The following is a 19,933-nucleotide window of genomic DNA, read 5'->3' on the forward strand; positions in this document are numbered from 1 at the left end:
GCTCAGCGCAGCGCGTCGATCACCTCCTTGGCGGCGCGCTCGCCCTCCGTGGCGCCGCCCTCCATGAAGCCCTGGAAGTCGTAGCTGCAGTGCTCGCCGCCGATGTGGACGTTGCCCTGGGCCTTGCCCTCGTATCCCGCGTAGCGGTGGAGGTAGCCCACGGGCCAGCAGGAGTACGCGCCGAGGGCGTACGGGTTCTTGTGCCAGGCGGAGAGCTGGGCGCGGCCGGTGTACGCCGTGGAGGTGCCGGGGAAGAAGGCGTCGATGCCCGCGAGGTAGCGGGTGACGAGGCCGCGCACGTACGGGTCGGACTCGGTGGAGAACGGCCCGGCCGGGTTCAGGTTCCTGGCCAGGCTGCCGCCTCCGTACTGGAGGAGGATGCCGCCGGTCCCGCCCTGGATCTTGGTGGTGTCCCAGGTCTGCTGCACCTCGCTGTCGGTGAAGCAGTCACCGGCGGAGACCCCGGGCCAGGGGCCGGTGCCGCGCCAGGGACGGGTGCCGAACTGCATGTTGAGCTTGGTGCAGTAGCCCATGCGGGCGTCCCGGAGCAGGTTTCGCATGAGGGGGTCGAAGCCGGCCTGGGAGACGTCGAGCTGCTGGAGGATCGGCAGCGGGAGACAGAGGACGGTGTGGTCGGCTGTGACGGTCCGGGTGGTGCCGGCCTCGGTGAAGGTCAGCGTCTGGGTGCCGTCGGCGTTGGCCCGTACGGCGGTCAGGGACCAGCCCCGGCGCAGGGTGCCGGGGGTGAGGGCCCCGGCGATGGCGTTCGGGAGCTGATCGTTGCCGCCGACGATGTGGTACCGCTCGTTGGACAGGCCCCAGATGTTGAAGTTGCCCGGATTGGTCTGGTAGCCCATGAGCAGGACGAGGGCGAGCGAGGACTGTTCGGTGGTGTCGGCGCCGTACTCCACGTTGTAGGCGACGTCGATGAACTTGCCGAGCGGCGAGGAGTGCCCGCCGGGGACCCGGGTCTCGATCCATTCGTACACGGACATGTTGTCGAGGGCGGTGCCGGTGGGCGTGGTCTGGTTCCAGAAGACCTCGCCCGCCTCGGAGAGGTCGCGGCGCAGTGCCTGGTAGACGCCGTTGAAGTCCTCGTCGGCCTGGTGGCGCGGGTAGTAGCCGCCGCCGAACCAGAGCACCTCCTCGGCCCCGTTGGGCCCGCCGCCGAGGAAGTCCTCGACGTCGAGGTCGAAGCGGCGGCAGAGCTCCAGGATCTTCTTGTGGCTGGTGTCGATCAGCTCGCCGCCGATCTCGGAGGTCTGGCCGTACGCCCAGTGGGTCCGCTGGGTCCACATGCGGCCGCCGACCCGCGAGGGGTTGGCCTCGTAGAGCACGGGGCTCAGGCCGGCGTCCTGGAGGGTGAGGGCGGCGGTGAGACCGGATATCCCGGCGCCGACGACGGCGACCCTGGCGGTGCTCTTGACGGGCGGGTCCGGGGTGACGGCGGCGCGGGCGGGGGCGGCCCCGCCGAGACCGGCGGCCCCGGCGGCGCCGACGGCGACACCGGCGGCGGCCGCGTACTTGAGCAGGGAGCGGCGCCCGAGGGCGTCGGCTCTCATGCCTCTGAGCTCGTCGACGGGGATGTCCAGCCGCCGGGCGTCGGCGTGCTCGGCGGCGAGGCGCTTCAGGAGGTGCATCGGGTTGGTGCGTGCCATGGAGCGCTCCTTGGGGAAAGGGGGAATCGGCTCTGCGGTACGACGGAGAGATAGGCCCTGCTGGGATACGACGGAGAGAGGGGCCCTGCTGGGATACGACGGAACGACGGGGGATCAGCCCTGGGACGCGACGGCGGGGGCGGGGACGTCCGCGTCGGGGCGCTCGGTCGCGTCCTCCAGGACGATCCGGCCGATGATCTCGTAGCGCTCGGGCCGCTTGGCCTTGAGGTAGAAGCCGAGGCCGAGGCCGCCGAAGAAGACCGCGCCGACGATCCAGGGGATCGCCTTGAAGAAGAGGGAGTCGGCGGCGAGACCGGCCGCGGTCTCCATGTTGACGACCAGCAGGACGACGACGGCGATCATGCCGATGCCGCCGAGGAGCGGGGCGGTGAGGGTCCTGAACCAGTGCCGGTCCTCGGGGTGGTTCTTGCGGAAGTAGCCGATGACGGCGAACGAACAGAGGGTCTGGACGATGAGGATCGCCATCGTGCCGAGGATCGCGAGCAGCGTGTAGAGGTGGATGTAGGGGTCCTGGCCGGTGAGCCAGAAGGCGACGACGAGGCCGACGGCGATCGCGCTCTGCACGTAGGAGGCGATGTACGGCGAGCCGTGCCGCGCGTGGGTGCGGCCGAGCGCCGGGTGGAGGAAGCCCTCGCGGCCGATGGCGTACAGGTAGCGCGAGGCGCATTGGTGGAAGGCCATGCCGCAGGCGAAGGAGCCGGTCAGCAGCAGCCACTGGAAGGCGTCGACGGCCCAGGCGCCGATGAAGGTCTGGGTGGGGGCGAAGAACAGGTCGAGGGGGCTGGCGGAGGCGGACAGCTTCACGGATCCGGCGAGGCCGTTGCCCGCGATCGTCATCCACGACACGTAGATGTAGAAGAGGCCGACGCCGATGACGGAGATCAGCGTGGCGCGCGGGATGACGCGCTTCGGGTCGCGGGACTCCTCGCCGTACATGGCCGTGGACTCGAAGCCGACCCAGGACCAGAAGGCGAAGAAGAGGCCGAGGCCCGCGGAGGTGCCGGTGAAGGCGTTCATGGGGTTGATCGGCTCGACCGGGATGCCGTCGGGTCCGCCGCCGGCGATCAGTACGGCGGTGGCGACCGCGAAGAGGACCGCGATCTCGGCGATGAGCATCACGCCGAGCGCCTTGGCGGTGAGGTTGATGTCGAAGTACGAGAGGACGGCCGTCACCGCCAGCATGACGGCCGCGTACAGGATCCAGGGGATGTCGACGCCGAGCTGGTCGGCGACGGTCGTCTCGGCGAAGTACGCGAAGACGCCGACGATCGAGGCCTCGAAGACGATGTACGCGAGGACCGCGAGCATGCCGGAGGCCATGCCGGCGATCCGGCCGAGGCCGTGCGAGATGTAGCCGTAGAAGGCGCCCGCGGCCGTGATGCGCTTGGCCATGGCGACGTAGCCGACGGAGAAGACGGTCAGGACGAGGGTCGCGAAGAGATAACCGGCGGGTGCGCCGGTGCCGTTGCCGAAGCCGACGGCGATGGGGAGGTTGCCGGTCATCGCGGTGATCGGGGCCGCGGTGGCCACGGCCATGAAGACGACGCCGACGAGACCGACGGAGTTCGCCTTCAGCCGGTGGACCTCTGGGGTGGAGTTCTTTGCCATGGCGCGAGAGCATCCTCGCGTGTGATGCAGGCCACAATCGACATCCGGTCGCACAAATCCCGCCAGGGGGCGACGAGTTGTCGCCCCGGTGTACGAAGTGTCCGGTCCCGTAACCGTGGGGTGATGTCACCGGAACACGGACGCGGGTAGCGTCCGGCCCCATGGACAATCAGGGCGGGATCACCGTGCAGCGGGCACTCGAACTCCCGGGGCTGCGCAGCGGGCTCCCGGAGGTCGTCGCCGGTGCGGACCGGCTGCACCGCACGGTGCGCTGGGTGCACGCGGGCGAGGTGCCGAACATCGCGTCGCTGCTCAAGGGCGGCGAGCTGCTGCTCACGACGGGCCTCGGACTGGGCACCCGCCCGGCCGAACAGCGCGCCTTCGTCCGCCGCCTGGCGGACCGCGGCATCGCGGCGCTCGTCGTCGAGCTGGGCCCGCGCTTCGCCCGCCTCCCGGCGACGATAGTGGAGACCGCGCGGGCGGCCGGCCTGCCGCTCGTCCAGCTCCACCGCGAGGTCCCCTTCGTCGCCGTGACGGAGGAGATCCACACCGAGATCGTCAACGGCCACTACGCGCTCCTCCGGCAGGCCGAGGAGGTCCACCGGCAGTGCACGGAGGCCCTGCTCGGCGGCGGGGGGATCCCGCAGGTCCTGCGGATCCTCTCCGACTTCGCCGCGAACCCGGTGTTCCTGGAGACGCCCGACGGCCAGCTGCTGTACGCGGCGGGCACCGAGACCGGCCCCGCGGACCCGCTCCAGGTCTGGGACGGCCTGCGCGGCCAGCGCGCGGCCCGCGAGTCCGGCCCGCCCACCGGTACGGTCCTCGTCGACGTGCCGGGCGGCGGCCCCGGTACGGGCTCGGTCCGGGCCCGCCTGGTGCTCCTCGCGGTCTCCGGCGCCCTCTCCCCCGTCCACCGGATGGCGGCCGAGCGGGCGGCGGGCATCCTCGCGGTCGTCCTCATGCAGGCCCGCCAGGAGGAGGAGCTCGCCGCCCGCGGCCGGGGCGACTTCCTGACGGACCTGGCGGAAGGCCGGATCACCGCGGAGGCGGCTCCCGCCCAGGCCCGGGTCCTCGGCTTCAAACCGGGCGACGGCCCGCTGCTGCCGGTGGTCATGCGCCTGGCCTCGGAACTCTCCCCGTCGGGCAACTGGGCGCTCCTGGCCCGAGCGGTCCTGGAAGAACTGGCTTCGGTCGGCGTCCCGGTCCTCCTGGGCGTCCGCCCCGTGGAAGGCCGGGTCCCCCTCCTCCTCGGCCTCCGCTCGGAATCGGAACGCACGGCGGTCGCGGACCGGGTCGCGGCGGCGCTCCGCGCGGGCGTCGAACGGGCCGGCCTGGAGCGCTCGGGCGTCCACCCGCCGGTGGTCGTCGTCGGCGTCGCCGGAAGCTGGGCGGCGGCCTCCGCGGGCCTGAGGCACGCGGCGGAGACGGCGACAGCCGCCCAGGGCCTCTCCGACCTCCCCTGGTACGACGCCCGCCGCCTCGACATCGACCTCCTCCTGTGGCGCCTCCGCGACCACCCGGACCTGGCCGCCTTCGTGGACCGCGCCATCGGCCCCCTCCGCGACCACGACCGCACCTCCCGCCCCCCGCTCCTCCCCACCCTGGAGACCTACCTGGCCCACGCGGGCCGCAAGGCCGAAACAGCCCGCGAACTCCACCTCAACCGCCAGACCCTCTACAACCGCCTGGCCCGCATCTCCGAACTCCTGGGCACCGACCTGGACGACCCCCAAACGGTCCTCGCCCTCTCCCTGGCCCTGAGAGCCCGCCGCCACGCGACGTAACGGCCGCGGGGGGCGGGGCAGCCCGCCCGGACGGGGCGACGCGCGAAGCGGGTAGCGGGGGGGCGGGGGCGAAGCCCGTCGCCCTGCTCGGCGGCGCGAAGCCGCCGCGCCGGGGGCAGGGGCAGAACCCCGGCCCTACCCAGGCGGCGCCAAGCCGCCGCAAAGAGGCGGGGCAGAGCTCGTCGCCCCGCCCGGCAGCGCGAAGCCACCACGCTGGGGGGCAGGGGCAGAACCCCGGGCCCACCCAAGCGGCGCGAAGCCGCCGCAAGGACGCGAGGGCGAAGCCCCTCGCCCCGCTCGGCGGCGCGAAGCTGCCGCCCCAGGGGGTTCGGGGGCGGAGCCCCCGGTCTCGTCAGAGTTTCGGGAAGGGGCGGGCGGGGGAGGAAAAACCGCCCCGACCTACCCCCTCAGCGCCCCGCCAACTCGTCGTACACACTCAGCACGTGCGCCACCGTCTCGTCCTCCGTCGGCCACGTCCCCGCCTGCACCCGCCCCGCCGCCGCCAGGTCCATCCGCCGTTCGGCGTCCTCCAACAGCCCCCGCACGGCGAACGCGAGGGCCTCCGCGTCCCCGTACGGCACCAGTTCGGCCGCGTCGCCGACCAGTTCCGGGACTCCGCCGACCGCCGTCGCGACCAGCGGTACGCCGAGCCGAAGCGCCTCCTGCGCGAGCAGGGAGCGGGCCTCCCGGCGTGACGGGAGGACCGCGACGTCGGCCGCGGCCAGCAGCTCCGCGACGTCGTCGCGCCGCCCGATCAGCCGCACCGCGAGCCCCTCCGCGGTGATCCGCCGCTGCAGCGCGGCCCGTTCGCGTCCCTCGCCCGCGATGACGAGCAGCGGCTGCGGGTCGAGGTCCCGCCACAGCCGTGCCGCGTCGAGCAGCGTCCGGTATCCCCGGCCCCGTTCGAGCGCCCCGACGGCCATCAGCAACGGACGGTCGACCGCGCCCAGTTCGGCGCGGGCCTTGCCGTCGTGGAGGCAGACGGGCCCCCGCGCGGCCGGCACGGTGACGGGCGCGAGCCGGGCGTCCCGCGCCCCCCGCCGCCGCGCCCGGTCGACGAGTTCGGACGAGGTGCCGAGGACGACGGACGCGGCCCGTACGGTCCTGCGCTCCAGGAGCCGCTGCACCCCGCCCCGCGCCCCGTCGAGGTGGTTGCGGCTGTGCCAGGTCGTGACGAGCGGCGTGCGCCCGCCACCGGAGGGTCCTCCGCAGAAGGGCGCCCCACCGGACGGCGCCGACAGCGCGAGCGCGGCCCGCACGGAGGCCTGGAGCCCGTGCGCGTGGACCACGTCCGCGCCGATGCAGGCGTTACGGAGCGCGGTGACGGTCGCGGGGTCCCCGAGGCGCGGCAGGGGCACGAAGTGCGCGCCCGCGCCGAGGTAGTCGTAGAGACGGTCGAGTTCCGGCGGGGCGCACACGGTCACCCGCACGCCCCTCGCCACAAGGCCCGAGGCGAGTGATCGGACGTGAGAGCTGCTGCCCGCGCTGCCGCCGCCCAGCACTTGGACCGTACGGAGCTGTGTCACGCGCCCAAGGATGCCAGCCCGGGCCACCGACCGTACGCACGTTCCGGCACCGAAACGGCGTCGTTCCCTTGTACGGAGGGCGTCCACCGTCCGGGCCCGCCCCAGGGTTCACTCACCCGGGCGAGCGCACGAAACGGCGACGCGCTCCCCCCACACCGCTGCGGCGACGAGCCCCGCCGCGTGCGCGAGGAGCCCGAACCGCCCGTTCCCGGCGGCGATCGCGCCGCCGACGGCCGCGCCGAGGGCGTGCGCGCCGGTGTCACCGAGCATGGTGCGCTCCTCGAGGTCCTCGCCGAGGACCGCCGCCGCCGCACCCATCGGCGCCGCGGCGAGCGAGCCGCGCAGCAGCCCGGGCGCGCCGAGTGCGAGCACGGTCAGGCCGGCCCGCCCCGGCCGTACGTCCACGAGGTTCACGAGGTGGGCGCTGCCGGCGATGACGACGCCGGCCAGGACCTTGTCGAGGGGCCGTTCCTTGAGCATCGCCCCGGCCAGGAGCGAGGCCGCGCCGATGCCGATGAGCTTGACGGCCCCGCTGGTCATCTCGCCGTCCCGAAGCGCCGTCAGATGCGCCCGGAAGCCCCTCCGGTGGTCGCCGCGCAGATCGTCGTACCGCCCGCAGACGGCCGAGGCCGCGACGGCCAGGGCGGCGCCCGGCGCGAGGGGCGCGGCGGCGGCCGCCGAGCCGAACGCGGCGGCGGCACCGGCCTGGAGGAGGACGGGCCGGCCCGCGTAGTTGACCCGCTCCCAGCTGCGCGGGTTCCCCGGCGGTCGCCGCTTCAGCTGTCCGTACGCGAGCCGGGTGGCGCCGAAGGCCACGGCGAACGTCCCGACGCGCCCCAGATCACGCCTCATGCCCCGCACCTCAGGTCTGGCCCCACGCCACCCCTCACCGTCACCCGTCCGCCCGCGCCGTCGCGAGCAGTTCCTCCGCGTGCGCCCTGGCCGTCTCGGAGTCCTCCTGGCCGGCGAGCATCCGGGACAGTTCCCGCACGCGCTCCTCGCCTTCCAGGACGGTGACCCCGGACCGGGTCACGGAACCGTCGTTGGTCTTCTCGACGAGCAGCTGGCGGTCGGCGAAGGCCGCGACCTGCGGCAGGTGGGTGACGACGACGACCTGCGCGGTCTTGGCGAGCTTGGCGAGCCGACGCCCGATCTCCACGGCCGCCTTGCCGCCGACGCCCGCGTCGACCTCGTCGAAGAGGTACGTCGGTACGGGGTCGGTCCCCGCGAAGACGACCTCCACCGCGAGCATTACGCGGGACAGCTCACCGCCGGACGCGCCCTTGGCGATCGGCCGCGGCGGCGCGCCGGGGTGCGGGGCGAGCAGCAGCTCGACCTCGTCGGCCCCGGACGGCCCGTACGCGACCCGCCGGCCGCCGACCTCGACGCCCTCCGGGTCCTCGGTCTGGCTGATGTCGAACGACACGCGCGCGTGCGGCATGGCGAGCGAGGCGAGCTCGGCGGTGACCGCCCCGGCGAACCGGTCGGCCGTCTCCGTACGGGCGTCGGTGAGCCCCTGGGCGAGGACGGACAGTTCGTCGCGCAGCCGGTCGCGCTCGGCGGTCAGCTCCTCGACGCGGTCGTCGTCGCCGTCCAGCTCGCCGAGCCGGGCCGCGCTCTCCTCCGCCCAGGCGAGGACGGACGCCATGCCCTCGCCGGCCCGCCCGTACTTCCGGGTGAGCTGGGTGAGGGCCGCGCGCCGCTCCTCGACGGCGGCGAGCCGCAGCGGGTCGGCGTCCAGGTCGTCGGCGTATCCGGCGAGCTCCCCGGCCACGTCGCCGAGCAGGATGGAGATCTCCCCCATCCGGTCGGCGAGCGAGGCGAGCGCCGCGTCGTGGGACCGTACGGCCTCCAGGGCCCGGCCCGCGCCCGCGACGAGGGTCGTCGCGTCGACGGCCTCGGGGTCCTCGGGATTGCCCGCGAGCGCGCCGTGTGCGAGCGCGGCGGCGGAGGCGAGGGCCTCTGCGTGCCCGAGCCGCTCCGCTTCCGCGGCGAGTTCGACGTCCTCCCCGGCGCGCGGGGTGACGGCCTCGATCTCGGCGAGCCCGAAGCGCAGCAGATCGGCCTCCTGGGCCCGTTCCCGGGCGCGGGTGGTGATCTCCTCCAGCTCGGCCGTCACGGCACGGAGCCGCTTGTACGCCTCGCCGTAGGCGGCGAGCGGGACGGCGACGGCATCGCCGGCGTACCGGTCGAGCGCGCCGCGCTGCCGGGCGGGCTTGAGCAGGCCCTGCTGGTCGGTCTGGCCGTGGACGGCGACGAGCTCGTCGGCGAGCTCGGCGAGCAGCCCGACGGGCACGGAGCGCCCGCCGAGGTGGGCCCGTGAGCGTCCCTCGGCCGAGATGGTGCGGCTGACGAGGAGCACGCCCTCGTCGAGCTCCGCCCCGGCCTCCTCCGCGCGGAGGGCGGCGGGCGCGCCCGCGGGCACGCTGATCCGTCCTTCGACGACGGCCGAGGCCGCGCCGATCCGCACGAGGGCCGGGTCGGCCCGTCCACCGAGCAGCAGGCCCAGACTGGTCACGACCATGGTCTTGCCCGCACCGGTCTCACCGGTCACCGCGGTGAAGCCGGGCGACAGCTCGACCACCGCGTCGTCGATGACCCCGAGCGACCGTATCCGCATCTCCTCCAGCACGCCCCAGACCATACGAGGTTTCCCTGGTCCGATGCGACATCGCCCCGGGCGTAACTCTCCGGCGCGCCGATCGTTCGGGCTGCGGGAGCCGGCGCCGCGAGAAGCCGGGAGCAGTGCGGTACGTCAGTGCGGGGCGCCCCGCCACCCGGATACCGGCAGGGCGAACTTGGCGACCAGCCGGTCCGTGAAGGAGGCGTGGTGCAGCCGGGCCAGCCGGACGGGGACGGCGCCCCGCCGCACCTCGACCCGCGCGCCCGCCGGAAGCTCCACGGTCCGCCGCCCGTCGCACCACAGCACGCCGTGCGGGGTGTGCGGCTCGACCTCGACGGCGAGCACCGACTCGGGGGTCGTGATGAGCGGCTTGGCGAACAGCGCGTGCGCCCCGATGGGGACCATGAGCAGGGCCTCGACCTCCGGCCAGACGACCGGTCCGCCCGCCGAGAAGGCGTACGCGGTGGAGCCGGTCGGTGTCGCGCAGATCACCCCGTCGCAGCCGAAGCCGGTCACCGGGCGGCCGTCGATCGCGAGCACGACCTCCAGCATCCGCTCCGGGGACACCTTCTGGACGGCCGCCTCGTTGAGGGCCCAGTCGCGGTGCAGGACGTCGCCGTTCTCGTACACGACGACGTCGAGCGTCATGCGCTCCTCGACCTCGTACGCCTTCGTGACGACGCGGTCGACGACCTTGTCGAGGTCGTCGCGCTCGGCCTCCGCGAGGAAGCCGACGCGGCCCAGGTTGACCCCGAGCATCGGCACCCCGGAGGCCCGGGAGAATTCGGCGCCGCGCAGCAGCGTGCCGTCGCCGCCGAGGACGACGAGCAGCTCACAGCCGTCGAGCGCGTCGGAGCAGGCCTCCGGCACCTTCTCCACGGACGGCGGCAGCGGCAGGTCCGAGGCCTCGGCCTCCAGGACGCGGACGCCGATGCCGCAGCGCAGCAGCCCCAGGACGACCAGTTCGGCGCTGCGCACGGCGGCGGGCCTGCCGGTGTGCGCGAGCAGGAAGACGGTGCGTGATGTTCCCGATGGTGCTGCTGTTGAGCTCAACGAGGTCCCTCCGCCACGGCGCGGTCGACGTCCGCCGGATCGAGCGCGGGCGCGCCTGCCCGCAGCCACAGAAAGTACTCGACGTTCCCGGAGGGCCCGGGCAGCGGGCTCGCGGTGACGCCGAGGACGCCGAGTCCGAGTTCGGCGGCCCGCCGGGCCACGTTCTTCACGGCGTCGGCGCGGAGTTCGGTGCTCCGCACGACCCCTCCCGTACCGAGCCGCTCCTTGCCCACCTCGAACTGCGGCTTCACCATCAGGACGAGGTCGGCGCCGGGCGCCGTGCACGCCGTCAGGGCGGGCAGGACGAGGCCGAGCGGGATGAACGACAGGTCGCCGACCACGAGGTCGACGGGGATGCCGTCGATCGCGTCGAGCGTCAACTCGCGTACGTTCGTCCGGTCCTTCACGGTGACGCGCTCGTCGCTCTGGAGCGACCAGGCGAGCTGCCCGTAGCCGACGTCGACGGCGACGACGTGGGACGCGCCCGCGCGCAGCAGCACGTCGGTGAAGCCGCCGGTGGAGGCCCCGGCGTCCAGGGCGCGCCGGCCCTCGACCTCCAGCCCGAGCGGGACGAAGGCCTCGAAGGCCCCGGCGAGCTTGTGGCCGCCGCGCGAGACGTAGTCGGGGTCGGAGTCGTCCTGGACGACGACGATGGCCGCGGCGGTCTCGACCTGGGTGGCGGGCTTGGTGGCGACGGTCTTGCCGACGGTCACCCGGCCCGCGGCGATCAGCTGGCTGGCGTGCTCGCGCGAGCGCGCGAGCTTGCGCCGTACCAGCTCGGCGTCGAGACGGCGGCGTGCCACTCCTGCCACGTTCGGTTCAGCTCCTGTTGTCGTGCGGACGGGGTGCGGGGTGTGCGTCGAGCGAGGTCAGCTCGGCGCGCAGTCCACGGTGTACATCCTCGTACACCTCCAGGTGTCCGTCCGCCGGGAGGTGGTCCACTTCGGCGAGACGCGCCAGGTGGGCGTCGACGGCGGCGTGGCCGGTGGGCTCCCGGTCGACGCCGAGCGGCGCGGGCGCGGCGGGCGCGTGGTCCTCCGCGGCACCCGTCGCTTCCCGCTCGGTGGGCTCCGGCTCGGTCGTCGCTTCGCTCATCCCCCGACGCTATCGCGAAGCCCTGGGGTACGGTCGTCCGCGATGGCGACGATCACTGAGTGCCGTGGCGCACTGGACAGACTTTCGGACAATCTCGCGCGGGCCGACGGCGACGTGCGGGGTGCGACCGCGCTCGACCGCACCCTGAGCTGCCACCTCACGGACCTCGACACGACCTTCACGGGCCGTCTCGCGGGCGGCCGGATCGAGGTCGAGGACACGGTGCAGGGCCCGCCGCCGGCGAAGGCGCAGATCCGGCTCGCGATGACCGGCGACGACCTGGTGGCGATGGTGGGCGGGGAGCTGAACTTCGCGAAGGCCTGGGCCTCCGGCCGGGTCAGGCTGGAGGCCGGCTTCCGCGACCTGCTGAAGCTGCGCTCACTTCTGTAGGGCGGGCTCCTGCGCCGCCCCGCGGCCCCGGGCCTTGCGCCCGGCCGGCACGACCAGCGGCGTCCCGGTCTCCGGGTCCTCGATGATCTGGCAGCGCAGCCCGAAGACCCGCTCGACGAGCTCGGCCGTGACGACCTCGGACGGCGGGCCCTCGGCGACGACCTCGCCGCCGCGGACGGCGATGAGGTGGGTCGCGTACCGGGCCGCGTGATTGAGGTCGTGCAGGACGGCGACGAGCGTCCGGCCCTGCGTCTCGTGCAGCTCGGCGCAGAGGTCGAGGACGTCGATCTGGTGCTGGATGTCGAGGAAGGTCGTCGGCTCGTCGAGGAGCAGCAGCGGCGTCTGCTGGGCGAGCGCCATGGCGATCCAGACGCGCTGGCGCTGCCCGCCGGAGAGCTCGTCGACGTACCGCTCGGCCAGTTCGGCGACGCCGGTCGAGGCCATCGACTCCTGGACGATCCGCTCGTCCTCGGGCGACCACTGGCGCAGCAGTCCCTGGTGCGGGTAGCGGCCGCGGGCGACGAGGTCGGCGACGGTGATGCCGTCGGGGGCGATGGAGGACTGGGGCAGCAGGCCGAGGGTCTTGGCGACCTTCTTGGCGGGCAGGGAGTGGATCGACGCCCCGTCGAGCAGGACGCGGCCCTCGGAGGGCTTCAGCATCCGGGAGAGGGCGCGCAGGAGGGTCGACTTGCCGCAGGCGTTGGGCCCGACGATGACGGTGAAGGAGTTGTCGGGGATCTCGACGGACAGGTCGCGGGCGATGACCCGCTGTTCGTACGCGAGGGTGACCGACTCCGCGCTGAGACGCTGCTTCTGCCGACCCGTCATGTCCGTGCTCCTGTTGTCCGTGTTCGTGGTCATATCCGGCCCGCCTTGCGTTCGGTGACGAGCAGCCAGAGCAGATAGCAGCCGCCGAGGATGCCGGTGACGACGCCGACCGGGAGCTGACGCTCGCCGAAGGCGTTGGTGGCGATCCAGTCGGCGCTGAGCAGCAGCGCCGAGCCCATGAGGGCGGAGGCGGCGAGGTTGGGGCCGGGCGCCCGGGTCAGCCGGCGGGCGAGCTGGGGCGCGCTCAGCGAGACGAAGACGATCGGCCCGGCGGCCGAGGTGGCGACGGCGACGAGCAGCACGGCCGAGGCCATGAGGACGATCCGGGTCCGCTCGACCTTCACCCCGAGGGCGTACGCGGCGTCGTCGCCCATCTCCAGCATGCGCAGGGCCCGGCCGTGGCCGAGGACGAGCGGCAGCAGGACGCAGCAGACGGCGAACAGCGGCCAGAACTGGGACCAGTCGCGCCCGTCGAGGGAGCCGGTCATCCACACGGTGGCGCGGGTGGCGTCCACCAGGTTGGCCTTGGTGATCAGGTAGTGGATGACGGAGGTGAGCATGGCGGCGGCGCCGATGCCGACGAGGACGAGCCGGTAGCCGTGCACGCCCTTCTTCCACGCGAGCAGGTAGATCGTCACACCGGTGACGAGCCCGCCGACGACGGCCCCGCCGGCCGCCGCGGCGGCGTCGCCCTGGAAGAGGACGATGACGGCGAGCGCGCCGACGGTGGCGCCCTGCCCGAAGCCGATGACGTCGGGGCTGCCGAGCGGATTGCGGGACACCGACTGGAAGACGGCCCCGCCGACGGCGAGCGCGGCGCCGACGAGGACGGCGACGAGGACCCGCGGCAGCCGCAGGTCCATGACGGTGAACTTCTGGACGACGGTGCCCTTGCCGAGGAGCGTGTCGACGACCTCGCCGGGCGTCATGGGGAAGTCCCCGGTGCCGATGAGGACGACGGCGACGGCGGCGGTCAGCACGAGCAGACCGAGGACGGAGAGCGCGGCCCGGGGCTCGTACCGTACGGAGAGCCCGCCGCCGGCCCGCAGGGTCTTGGTGGTCACAGCTGGGCCATCCTCTTGCGGCGTACGAGTCGGATGAAGACGGGTCCGCCGATGAGGGCGGTCACGATGCCGACCTGGAGCTCGGAGGGCCGGGCGACGAGCCGGCCGACGACGTCGGAGCCGAGCAGCAGGACCGGCGCGAGGACGGCCGCGTAGGGCAGGATCCAGCGCATGTCGGGCCCGGTGATCGCCCGCACCATGTACGGGACCATCAGCCCGAGGAACACGATGGGCCCGCAGGCCGCGGTGGCGGCCCCGCACATCAGGGTCACGGACACCATGGCGACGACCCGGGTCCGGTTGATGTTCGCGCCGAGTGCCCGGGCGGTGTCGTCGCCCATCTCCATGGCGTTCAGGGGCCGCGCGATGAGCAGCGCGAGGACGGCGCCACCCAGGATGAAGGGGGCGACCTGGCGGATGGTCTGCATGTCGGCGGAGGCGAGCGACCCGACGGTCCAGAACCGCAGCCGGTCGAGGGCGGCGGAGTTCAGCAACTGGACGGCGTTGACGTACCCGTAGAGCGCGGCGGTGGCCGCGGTCCCGGCGAGCGCCAGGCGCACGGGAGTGGCGCTGCGGCTGCCCCCGAGCAGATAGACGACCACCGCGACGACGGCGGCTCCCACGAAGGCGAACCAGACGTAGTCCTTGACGTCCGACACCCCGAGGAACGCGATGGCCGAGACGACGGCGGCGGCTGCCCCCGCGTTCACCCCGAGCAGTCCGGGCTCGGCGAGCGGATTACGGGTCAGCCCCTGCATCACGGCCCCGGAGAGCCCGAGGGCGAGCCCGACGAGCAGACCGAGGAGGGTGCGGGGGACGCGTACGTCATGGATGACGACGTCATTGCCGACGCCGCTGTTCCGGAACAGCCCGTGCCACACGTCGCCGAGCGGCACCGGCTTGGCGCCGATCATGATGCTCAGGACACAGACCAGCAGCAGGACCGCGACGGCCACCACCAACCCGACGGCGCGCACGGAATTCCGGCGCTTCGGAGGCTGGGCGGCGGACGTCGGCTCCGCGCTCGCTCGGGAGGGACTCTCAACCAACACGGAGTTAGGTTAGCCTACCCAATTTTCCGGCCCGCGCCCGAGCTTCACCCACCGCGACGGGATCAGCGCGTCCTCACCGCCCCACCAACGCCAACGCCTTCCCCGCGTCCGCCGCACACACCCCGTCCCCCGCGGCCGACCACGCGGCCCCGCACAACGCCCGCACCCCGTCCATCACATCCGCCCCCGCAGCCCCCTCAAGCACCAGCTCGCCCCCGCTCACCGAAGCCCGCCACCCCCCGCACACCACGAAGCCACCGGCCTCCGCCACGACCTCCGGCTGCTCCACCAGCAGACCCCGCAGATCCGCCGCCACATACGTCGGCCGGTGCTCCGGCGGCGCCACGAGCAGCTGCGCCACATCCGTCACCCCGGTGAAGACGAGCAGCGAGTCCACCCCGCCGTTGAACGCGCCCTCGATGTCCGTGTCCAGCCGGTCCCCCACCACCAGCGGCCGCGCGGCCCCCGTCCGCAGCACCGTCTCCCGGTGCATCGGCGGCAGCGGCTTCCCCGCGACCTTCGGCTCCGCACGACCCCCCGCCGCGATCCGTACGACCTCCACCGCCGCCCCGTTCCCGGGCCCGATCCCCCGCGCGCCCGGAATCGTCAGGTCCGTGTTCGAGGCGTACCACGGCACACCCCGCTGCACCGCGTAGGCCGCCTCCGCGAACCGCCCCCACGGCAGGTCCGGCCCGCCGTACCCCTGGACGACCGCCGCCGGCTCGTAGTCCGCCGACTCCACCGGTACGAGGCCCCGCTCGCGCAGCGCCACCCGCAGCCCCTCGCCCCCGATGACCAACACCCGCGACCCCGGCGGCACTTCGTCCGCGATCAGCCGCGCGACCGCCTGCGCCGAGGTGACCACGTCCCCGGCCACCGCCGGCACCCCCAGCTCGGTGAGGTGCGCCGCGACCTCCTCGGGCGTCCGCAGCGCGTTGTTGGTGACGTAGGCCAGGTGCATGCCGCCGCCCCGCGCCACCCCGAGCGCCTCGACCGCGTGCGGGATGGCCTCCCCGCCCGCGTACACGACACCGTCCAGGTCGAGCAGAGCCGTGTCGTACGCCGCGCTCAACGGCACCGCGCTGCTCCCCGGAAGCGTCCTGCCACCATCGCCCTGCCGACCCTGTCCGCTCCGCACCGTCACCGCACACTCCTCGCCTCGCCGGGTGGAATTCCCCCGCTCCCCCGATCATCGCTCATGCCCGCGCACACATACGATGTCGAGATGAACACCTCAGGTCACGCGGCCGACGCTGTCCGCGACGACACCGCAGGGCTGCACCTGGCCCCGTTCCGTGGACTCCGATACGTCCCCGAGCGGGTCGGCAGCCTCGCCGCCGTGACGTCTCCGCCCTACGACGTCGTCGTACGACCTGACGGACTTCTCCATCTGGAGTCAGCCGACCCGCACAACATCGTCCGGCTGATCCTCCCCCAGGCCATCACCGCCGGCACCCGCCACCGCAAGGCCGCCGTCACCCTCGACCGCTGGCTCGCCGACGGCGTCCTCGCCCCGGACCCCGAGCCCGCGCTCTACGTGTACGAGCAGAACGGCGACGGCATCCTCCAGCGCGGCATCATCGGCGCCCTGGAGCTCTCCACCCCGGACGAGGGCGTGGTCCTCCCCCACGAGGACGTCATGCCGCACGTGGTCGAGGACCGCGCCGCCCTCATGCGGACTACGGCCGCCAACCTGGAGCCCCTCCTCCTCACCTACGTCGGCGAGGCGGACGGCGGCGCCGACGCCGTCATCGAGCGCGCGATCCAGCGCGAGCCCCTGCTCTCCACCACCACGGAGGACGGCTTCCAGCACCGCCTCTGGGCGGTCACCGACCCGGCCGAACAGGCCGCCGTCGCCGCCGAACTCCGCCTCCACCAGGCCCTCATCGCCGACGGCCACCACCGCTGGGCGACCTACCTCCGCCTCCGCGAGGAGCACGCGGCCCCCAGCCCCTGGAACTACGGCCTCGTCCTCCTCATCGACACCGCCCGCTATCCCCTGCGGGTCCGTGCCATCCACCGCCTCCTCAACCGCCTGCCGGTCGCCGACGCCCTGGCGGCCCTCGGCGACTCCTTCCGGGTGCGCCGGATCGAGCGCCCCCTGCCGGAGGCCCTGGAGGCCCTGGCGACGGCGGCGGCCGAGGGCAACGCGTTCCTCCTCGCGGGCGACGGCGCCTTCCACCTCATCGACAGTCCGGACCCCGCGCTCCTCGACCGGACGATCCGCACGGACCGCCCCGAGGCCTGGCGCACCCTGGACGCGACCGTCCTGCACTCCACCCTCCTGGAGCACGTCTGGCACATCCCGGACGCCCCCGAGGACATCGCCTACATCCACGACACCGAGGCCGCGGTCGCCCAGGCGGAACGCCGCGGCGGTACGGCCGTCCTCATGCACCCGGTACGGGAAGAGGTCGTACGGGACCTGGCACGGCAGGGCGTGACGATGCCCCGCAAGTCGACCTCGTTCGGCCCGAAGCCCGCGACCGGCCTGGTCCTGAGAAGCCTCGCACTGGACTGACCCCGGGAAACGGAAAAGGGCGGTACCCCTCGGGGTACCGCCCTTCTCACATCACCACGACATCAGCGGTCGTCGCCGTCCTCGACGGCATCGACCTCGTCGATCTCGTCGATCTCGTCGTCGATGTCACCGTCGCGGAGCTCGACGCCACCGTCGATGTCATCCTCGTCGTCGTCCTCGTCGATCGCACCCTCGACACCTTCGATGCCCTCGTCCTCCGAGTCGTCGAAGGCGTCCACGAACTCGACGCCGTCCAGCTCGGCGAGCCGGTCGGAGGCGTCCGTGACGCCGTCCTTGTCGGCCTCGAGCGCCTTGGCGAACCAGTCCCGCGCCTCGCTCTCACGCCCGGCGGCGAGCAGGGCGTCGGCGTAGGCGTACCGCAGACGCGCGGTCCACGGGTGAACGGCGCCGGACGCGAGCTCGGGGCTCTGCAGCGTCACGATCGCGGCGTCCAGCTGGTCCATGTCGCGACGGGCGCCGGCGGCCACGAGACGCATCTCGACCTGCCCGGCCTTGTCCAGCTTCTGCACCTCGGGCTCGCCGGCCATCGCCAGCGCGCGCTCGGGACGGCCCATGCCGCGCTCGCAGTCGGCCATGACGGGCCACAGCTCGACGCCACCGCTCATGCGGCGCGCGGCGCGGAACTCGGCCAGCGCCTCGGAGTACTTCTGCGTGGCGTACGCGGCGAAACCGGCGGCCTCGCGGACGGCCGCGACACGCGACGCGAGCCGCAGGGCGATGCGGGAGTACTCGTACGCCTTGTCCGGCTCCTCGTCGATCAGCTGGGCGACCATGACCAGGTTGCGCGCGACCTCCTCGGCCAGCCCCTTGGGCAGGCTCATGAGCTCCTGGCGCACGTCCGGGTCGATCTCGTCACCGGTGACCTCCGGCGGGATCGGCAGCCGCTTGATCGGCGCACGGTCGCCGCGGTCGCGGTCACGGTCGTCACGCGCCCCGTAGCCGCCCCGGTCGTCACGCCCACGGAACCCACCGCGGTCGCCGCCGTCACGCCGGTCGTCACGCCCACGGAAGCCGCCGCCGCGGTTGTCGTCCCGACGGTCGTCGCGACGGAAGGGGGGACGCTCGTCGCGACGCTCGTCACGACGGAAGGCCGGCCGCTCGTCCCGACGGTCGTCGCGGCGGAAGCCACCGCCACCGCGGTTGTCGTCACGGCGGTCGTCACGCTGGAAGGAAGGACGCTCGTCACGACGGAACCCACCACCGGTGCCGCCACCACGGTTGTCATCGCGACGGTCGTCACGGTGGAAGGGGGGCCGCTCGTCACGACGCTCATCGCGACGGAACCCACCACCGGTGCCACCGCCACGGTTGTCGTCACGTCGGAACGAGGGACGCTCGTCCCGACGGTCGTCACGACGGAAGCCACCGCCACCGCGGTTGTCGTCACGCCGGTCGTCACGCTGGAAGGAAGGACGCTCGTCACGACGGAACCCACCGCCGGTGCCACCGCCGCGGTTGTCGTCCCGACGGTCGTCACGACGGAAGCCGCCACCGGTGCCGCCACCACGGTTGTCGTCACGACGGAAGGAGGGACGCTCGTCCCGACGGTCGTCACGACGGAAGCCACCGCCACCGCGGTTGTCATCGCGGCGGTCGTCACGCTGGAAGGAAGGACGCTCGTCACGACGGAACCCACCGCCGGTGCCACCGCCACGGTTGTCGTCACGACGGAAGGAGGGACGCTCGTCCCGACGGTCGTCACGACGGAACCCGCCGCCGGTGCCGCCACCGCGGTTGTCATCGCGACGGAAGCCACCGCCGGTGCCACCGCCGCGGTTGTCGTCCCGACGGTCGTCACGACGGAAGCCGCCGCCGGTGCCGCCACCGCGGTTGTCGTCACGACGGAAGCCGCCGCCGGTGCCGCCACCGCGGTTGTCGTCACGACGGAAGCCACCGCCGGTACCGCCACCGCGGTTGTCGTCACGACGGAAACCACCGCCCGTGCCGCCGCCACGGTTGTCATCGCGACGGAAGGAGGGACGCTCGTCCCGACGGTCGTCACGACGGAAGCCACCGCCGGTGCCACCGCCACGGTTGTCGTCACGACGGAAACCACCGCCCGTGCCGCCACCGCGGTTGTCATCCCGACGGAAACCGCCACCGGTACCGCCACCGCGGTTGTCATCCCGACGGAAACCGCCACCGGTACCGCCACCACGGTTGTCGTCACGACGGAAACCACCGCCCGTGCCGCCACCGCGGTTGTCATCCCGACGGAAGCCACCACCGGTACCGCCACCACGGTTGTCGTCACGGCGGTCGCCACGACGGTCATCGCGCTGGTGCGAGGGCCGGTCGTCGCGACGGAAGCCGCCACCGCCGCCGCCCCGGTTGTCGTCACGGCGCGGCCCGCGGAAGCCGCCCCGGTCGCCACCGCCACCGTCGTTGCGACGCGGCTCGCGCTCCGGACGGTTGTCGGGAGAGTTGGTGGACATGTGGGTGACTCCTGTCTTCGGGTACTGCAGTCATTCTCGCGCAGCCGGCACTCAGCCGCGCATCGGCAAAATCAAGCAAAAACAAAAGGACCCCTGGTCCAGCGTGAACGCTGGGACCAGGGGTCCTGAAATATTGTTCGGCGGCGTCCTACTCTCCCACAGGGTCCCCCCTGCAGTACCATCGGCGCTGAAAGGCTTAGCTTCCGGGTTCGGAATGTAACCGGGCGTTTCCCTAACGCTATGACCACCGAAAC

General features: G+C 73.2%; 16 protein-coding genes, 1 rRNA gene and 1 pseudogene. 3 read left to right on the forward strand and 15 right to left on the reverse strand.

Going from position 1 to position 19,933, the window contains the following annotated elements; genetic code table 11:
- Nucleotides 1-2: 2 nt before the first annotated feature.
- Nucleotides 3-1,658: an NAD(P)/FAD-dependent oxidoreductase gene (locus ASC82_RS21980; RefSeq protein ID WP_056650708.1), complete on the reverse strand. Its 1,656-nt coding sequence runs from the start codon at nucleotides 1,656-1,658 to the stop codon at nucleotides 3-5.
- A gap of 114 nt (nucleotides 1,659-1,772) precedes the next feature.
- Complete coding sequence (locus ASC82_RS21985) at nucleotides 1,773-3,287, reverse strand: APC family permease (protein ID WP_056650712.1); 1,515 nt, start codon at nucleotides 3,285-3,287, stop codon at nucleotides 1,773-1,775.
- A gap of 161 nt (nucleotides 3,288-3,448) precedes the next feature.
- Between ASC82_RS21985 and ASC82_RS21990 the strand changes: the two genes are divergently transcribed.
- The gene (locus ASC82_RS21990) at nucleotides 3,449-5,071 is read left to right on the forward strand and encodes a PucR family transcriptional regulator (RefSeq protein ID WP_056650716.1); all 1,623 of its coding nucleotides are present in this window, start codon (nucleotides 3,449-3,451) and stop codon (nucleotides 5,069-5,071) included.
- 407 nt (nucleotides 5,072-5,478) lie between these two features.
- On the opposite strand, the gene ASC82_RS21995 is transcribed toward ASC82_RS21990, so the two are convergent.
- From ASC82_RS21995 to ASC82_RS22020, 6 genes are all read right to left on the reverse strand, one after another.
- A complete protein-coding gene (locus tag ASC82_RS21995; RefSeq protein ID WP_079039405.1) occupies nucleotides 5,479-6,597 on the reverse strand; it encodes a glycosyltransferase family 4 protein in 1,119 nt (372 codons plus the stop codon).
- A gap of 108 nt (nucleotides 6,598-6,705) precedes the next feature.
- A complete protein-coding gene (locus ASC82_RS22000) occupies nucleotides 6,706-7,449 on the reverse strand; it encodes a hypothetical protein (protein WP_056650722.1) in 744 nt (247 codons plus the stop codon).
- 40 nt (nucleotides 7,450-7,489) lie between these two features.
- Nucleotides 7,490-9,241 carry a DNA repair protein RecN gene (recN, locus tag ASC82_RS22005; protein WP_056650725.1) on the reverse strand — a complete coding sequence of 584 codons (1,752 nt, stop codon included), beginning with the start codon at nucleotides 9,239-9,241 and terminating at the stop codon, nucleotides 7,490-7,492.
- A gap of 111 nt (nucleotides 9,242-9,352) precedes the next feature.
- Entirely contained in the window at nucleotides 9,353-10,273 is a 921-nt protein-coding gene (locus ASC82_RS22010) for an NAD kinase (protein ID WP_056650727.1), read from the reverse strand.
- Complete coding sequence (locus ASC82_RS22015; protein ID WP_056650730.1) at nucleotides 10,270-11,085, reverse strand: TlyA family RNA methyltransferase; 816 nt, start codon at nucleotides 11,083-11,085, stop codon at nucleotides 10,270-10,272. The genes ASC82_RS22010 and ASC82_RS22015 overlap by 4 nt, the downstream gene beginning before the upstream one ends.
- A gap of 7 nt (nucleotides 11,086-11,092) precedes the next feature.
- Nucleotides 11,093-11,368 (reverse strand): hypothetical protein, encoded by a 276-nt coding sequence (locus ASC82_RS22020; protein WP_024757741.1) that lies wholly within the window; start codon nucleotides 11,366-11,368, stop codon nucleotides 11,093-11,095.
- A gap of 42 nt (nucleotides 11,369-11,410) precedes the next feature.
- On the opposite strand from ASC82_RS22020, the gene ASC82_RS22025 reads away from it, so the two are divergent.
- Complete coding sequence (locus tag ASC82_RS22025) at nucleotides 11,411-11,758, forward strand: SCP2 sterol-binding domain-containing protein (RefSeq protein ID WP_024757742.1); 348 nt, start codon at nucleotides 11,411-11,413, stop codon at nucleotides 11,756-11,758.
- On the opposite strand, the gene ASC82_RS22030 is transcribed toward ASC82_RS22025, so the two are convergent.
- From ASC82_RS22030 to ASC82_RS22045, 4 genes are all read right to left on the reverse strand, one after another.
- Nucleotides 11,747-12,619, reverse strand: coding sequence for an ABC transporter ATP-binding protein (locus ASC82_RS22030; RefSeq protein ID WP_079039406.1), 873 nt, complete (start codon nucleotides 12,617-12,619; stop codon nucleotides 11,747-11,749). The two genes, ASC82_RS22025 and ASC82_RS22030, sit on opposite strands and share 12 nt — an antisense overlap.
- Entirely contained in the window at nucleotides 12,616-13,650 is a 1,035-nt protein-coding gene (locus tag ASC82_RS22035) for an iron chelate uptake ABC transporter family permease subunit (protein ID WP_056650733.1), read from the reverse strand. Before ASC82_RS22035 ends, ASC82_RS22030 begins: the two co-directional genes overlap by 4 nt.
- A complete protein-coding gene (locus ASC82_RS22040; RefSeq protein ID WP_199862584.1) occupies nucleotides 13,647-14,702 on the reverse strand; it encodes an iron chelate uptake ABC transporter family permease subunit in 1,056 nt (351 codons plus the stop codon). The genes ASC82_RS22035 and ASC82_RS22040 overlap by 4 nt, the downstream gene beginning before the upstream one ends.
- 73 nt (nucleotides 14,703-14,775) lie before the next feature.
- Nucleotides 14,776-15,780: an HAD hydrolase-like protein gene (locus ASC82_RS22045; RefSeq protein ID WP_242427728.1), complete on the reverse strand. Its 1,005-nt coding sequence runs from the start codon at nucleotides 15,778-15,780 to the stop codon at nucleotides 14,776-14,778.
- Nucleotides 15,781-15,927: 147 nt separating this feature from the next.
- Here ASC82_RS22045 and ASC82_RS22050 point away from each other — a divergent pair, with 147 nt between their 5' ends.
- A complete protein-coding gene (locus ASC82_RS22050; RefSeq protein ID WP_199862585.1) occupies nucleotides 15,928-17,223 on the forward strand; it encodes a DUF1015 domain-containing protein in 1,296 nt (431 codons plus the stop codon).
- A gap of 62 nt (nucleotides 17,224-17,285) precedes the next feature.
- On the opposite strand, the gene ASC82_RS22055 is transcribed toward ASC82_RS22050, so the two are convergent.
- From ASC82_RS22055 to rrf, 3 genes and pseudogenes are all read right to left on the reverse strand, one after another.
- Nucleotides 17,286-18,065, reverse strand: coding sequence for a tetratricopeptide repeat protein (locus ASC82_RS22055; RefSeq protein ID WP_242427729.1), 780 nt, complete (start codon nucleotides 18,063-18,065; stop codon nucleotides 17,286-17,288).
- Nucleotides 18,066-18,248: 183 nt separating this feature from the next.
- Nucleotides 18,249-18,869 (reverse strand): annotated as a pseudogene (locus ASC82_RS31480) (tetratricopeptide repeat protein); the annotation flags it as partial.
- 945 nt (nucleotides 18,870-19,814) lie between these two features.
- Nucleotides 19,815-19,931: ribosomal RNA gene (rrf, locus tag ASC82_RS22070) — 5S ribosomal RNA — on the reverse strand.
- Nucleotides 19,932-19,933 lie beyond the last annotated feature (2 nt).

This window comes from Streptomyces sp. Root431 (genome assembly GCF_001426585.1).
GTDB classification, from domain to species: Bacteria; Actinomycetota; Actinomycetes; order Streptomycetales; family Streptomycetaceae; genus Streptomyces; species Streptomyces stackebrandtii.

Excerpts from the sequence above, each read along its gene's own strand:
- ASC82_RS22020 (WP_024757741.1), bottom strand. The coding sequence starts at position 11,368 with ATGAGCGAAGCGACGACCGAGCCGGAGCCCACCGAGCGGGAAGCGACG.
- ASC82_RS22030 (WP_079039406.1), bottom strand. The coding sequence starts at position 12,619 with ATGACCACGAACACGGACAACAGGAGCACGGACATGACGGGTCGGCAG.
- recN (WP_056650725.1), bottom strand. The coding sequence starts at position 9,241 with ATGGTCTGGGGCGTGCTGGAGGAGATGCGGATACGGTCGCTCGGGGTC.
- ASC82_RS21990 (WP_056650716.1), top strand. The coding sequence starts at position 3,449 with ATGGACAATCAGGGCGGGATCACCGTGCAGCGGGCACTCGAACTCCCG.
- ASC82_RS22055 (WP_242427729.1), bottom strand. The coding sequence starts at position 18,065 with ATGAGCCTGCCCAAGGGGCTGGCCGAGGAGGTCGCGCGCAACCTGGTC.
- ASC82_RS22050 (WP_199862585.1), top strand. The coding sequence starts at position 15,928 with ATGAACACCTCAGGTCACGCGGCCGACGCTGTCCGCGACGACACCGCA.
- ASC82_RS22000 (WP_056650722.1), bottom strand. The coding sequence starts at position 7,449 with ATGAGGCGTGATCTGGGGCGCGTCGGGACGTTCGCCGTGGCCTTCGGC.
- ASC82_RS22025 (WP_024757742.1), top strand. The coding sequence starts at position 11,411 with ATGGCGACGATCACTGAGTGCCGTGGCGCACTGGACAGACTTTCGGAC.
- ASC82_RS21980 (WP_056650708.1), bottom strand. The coding sequence starts at position 1,658 with ATGGCACGCACCAACCCGATGCACCTCCTGAAGCGCCTCGCCGCCGAG.
- ASC82_RS21985 (WP_056650712.1), bottom strand. The coding sequence starts at position 3,287 with ATGGCAAAGAACTCCACCCCAGAGGTCCACCGGCTGAAGGCGAACTCC.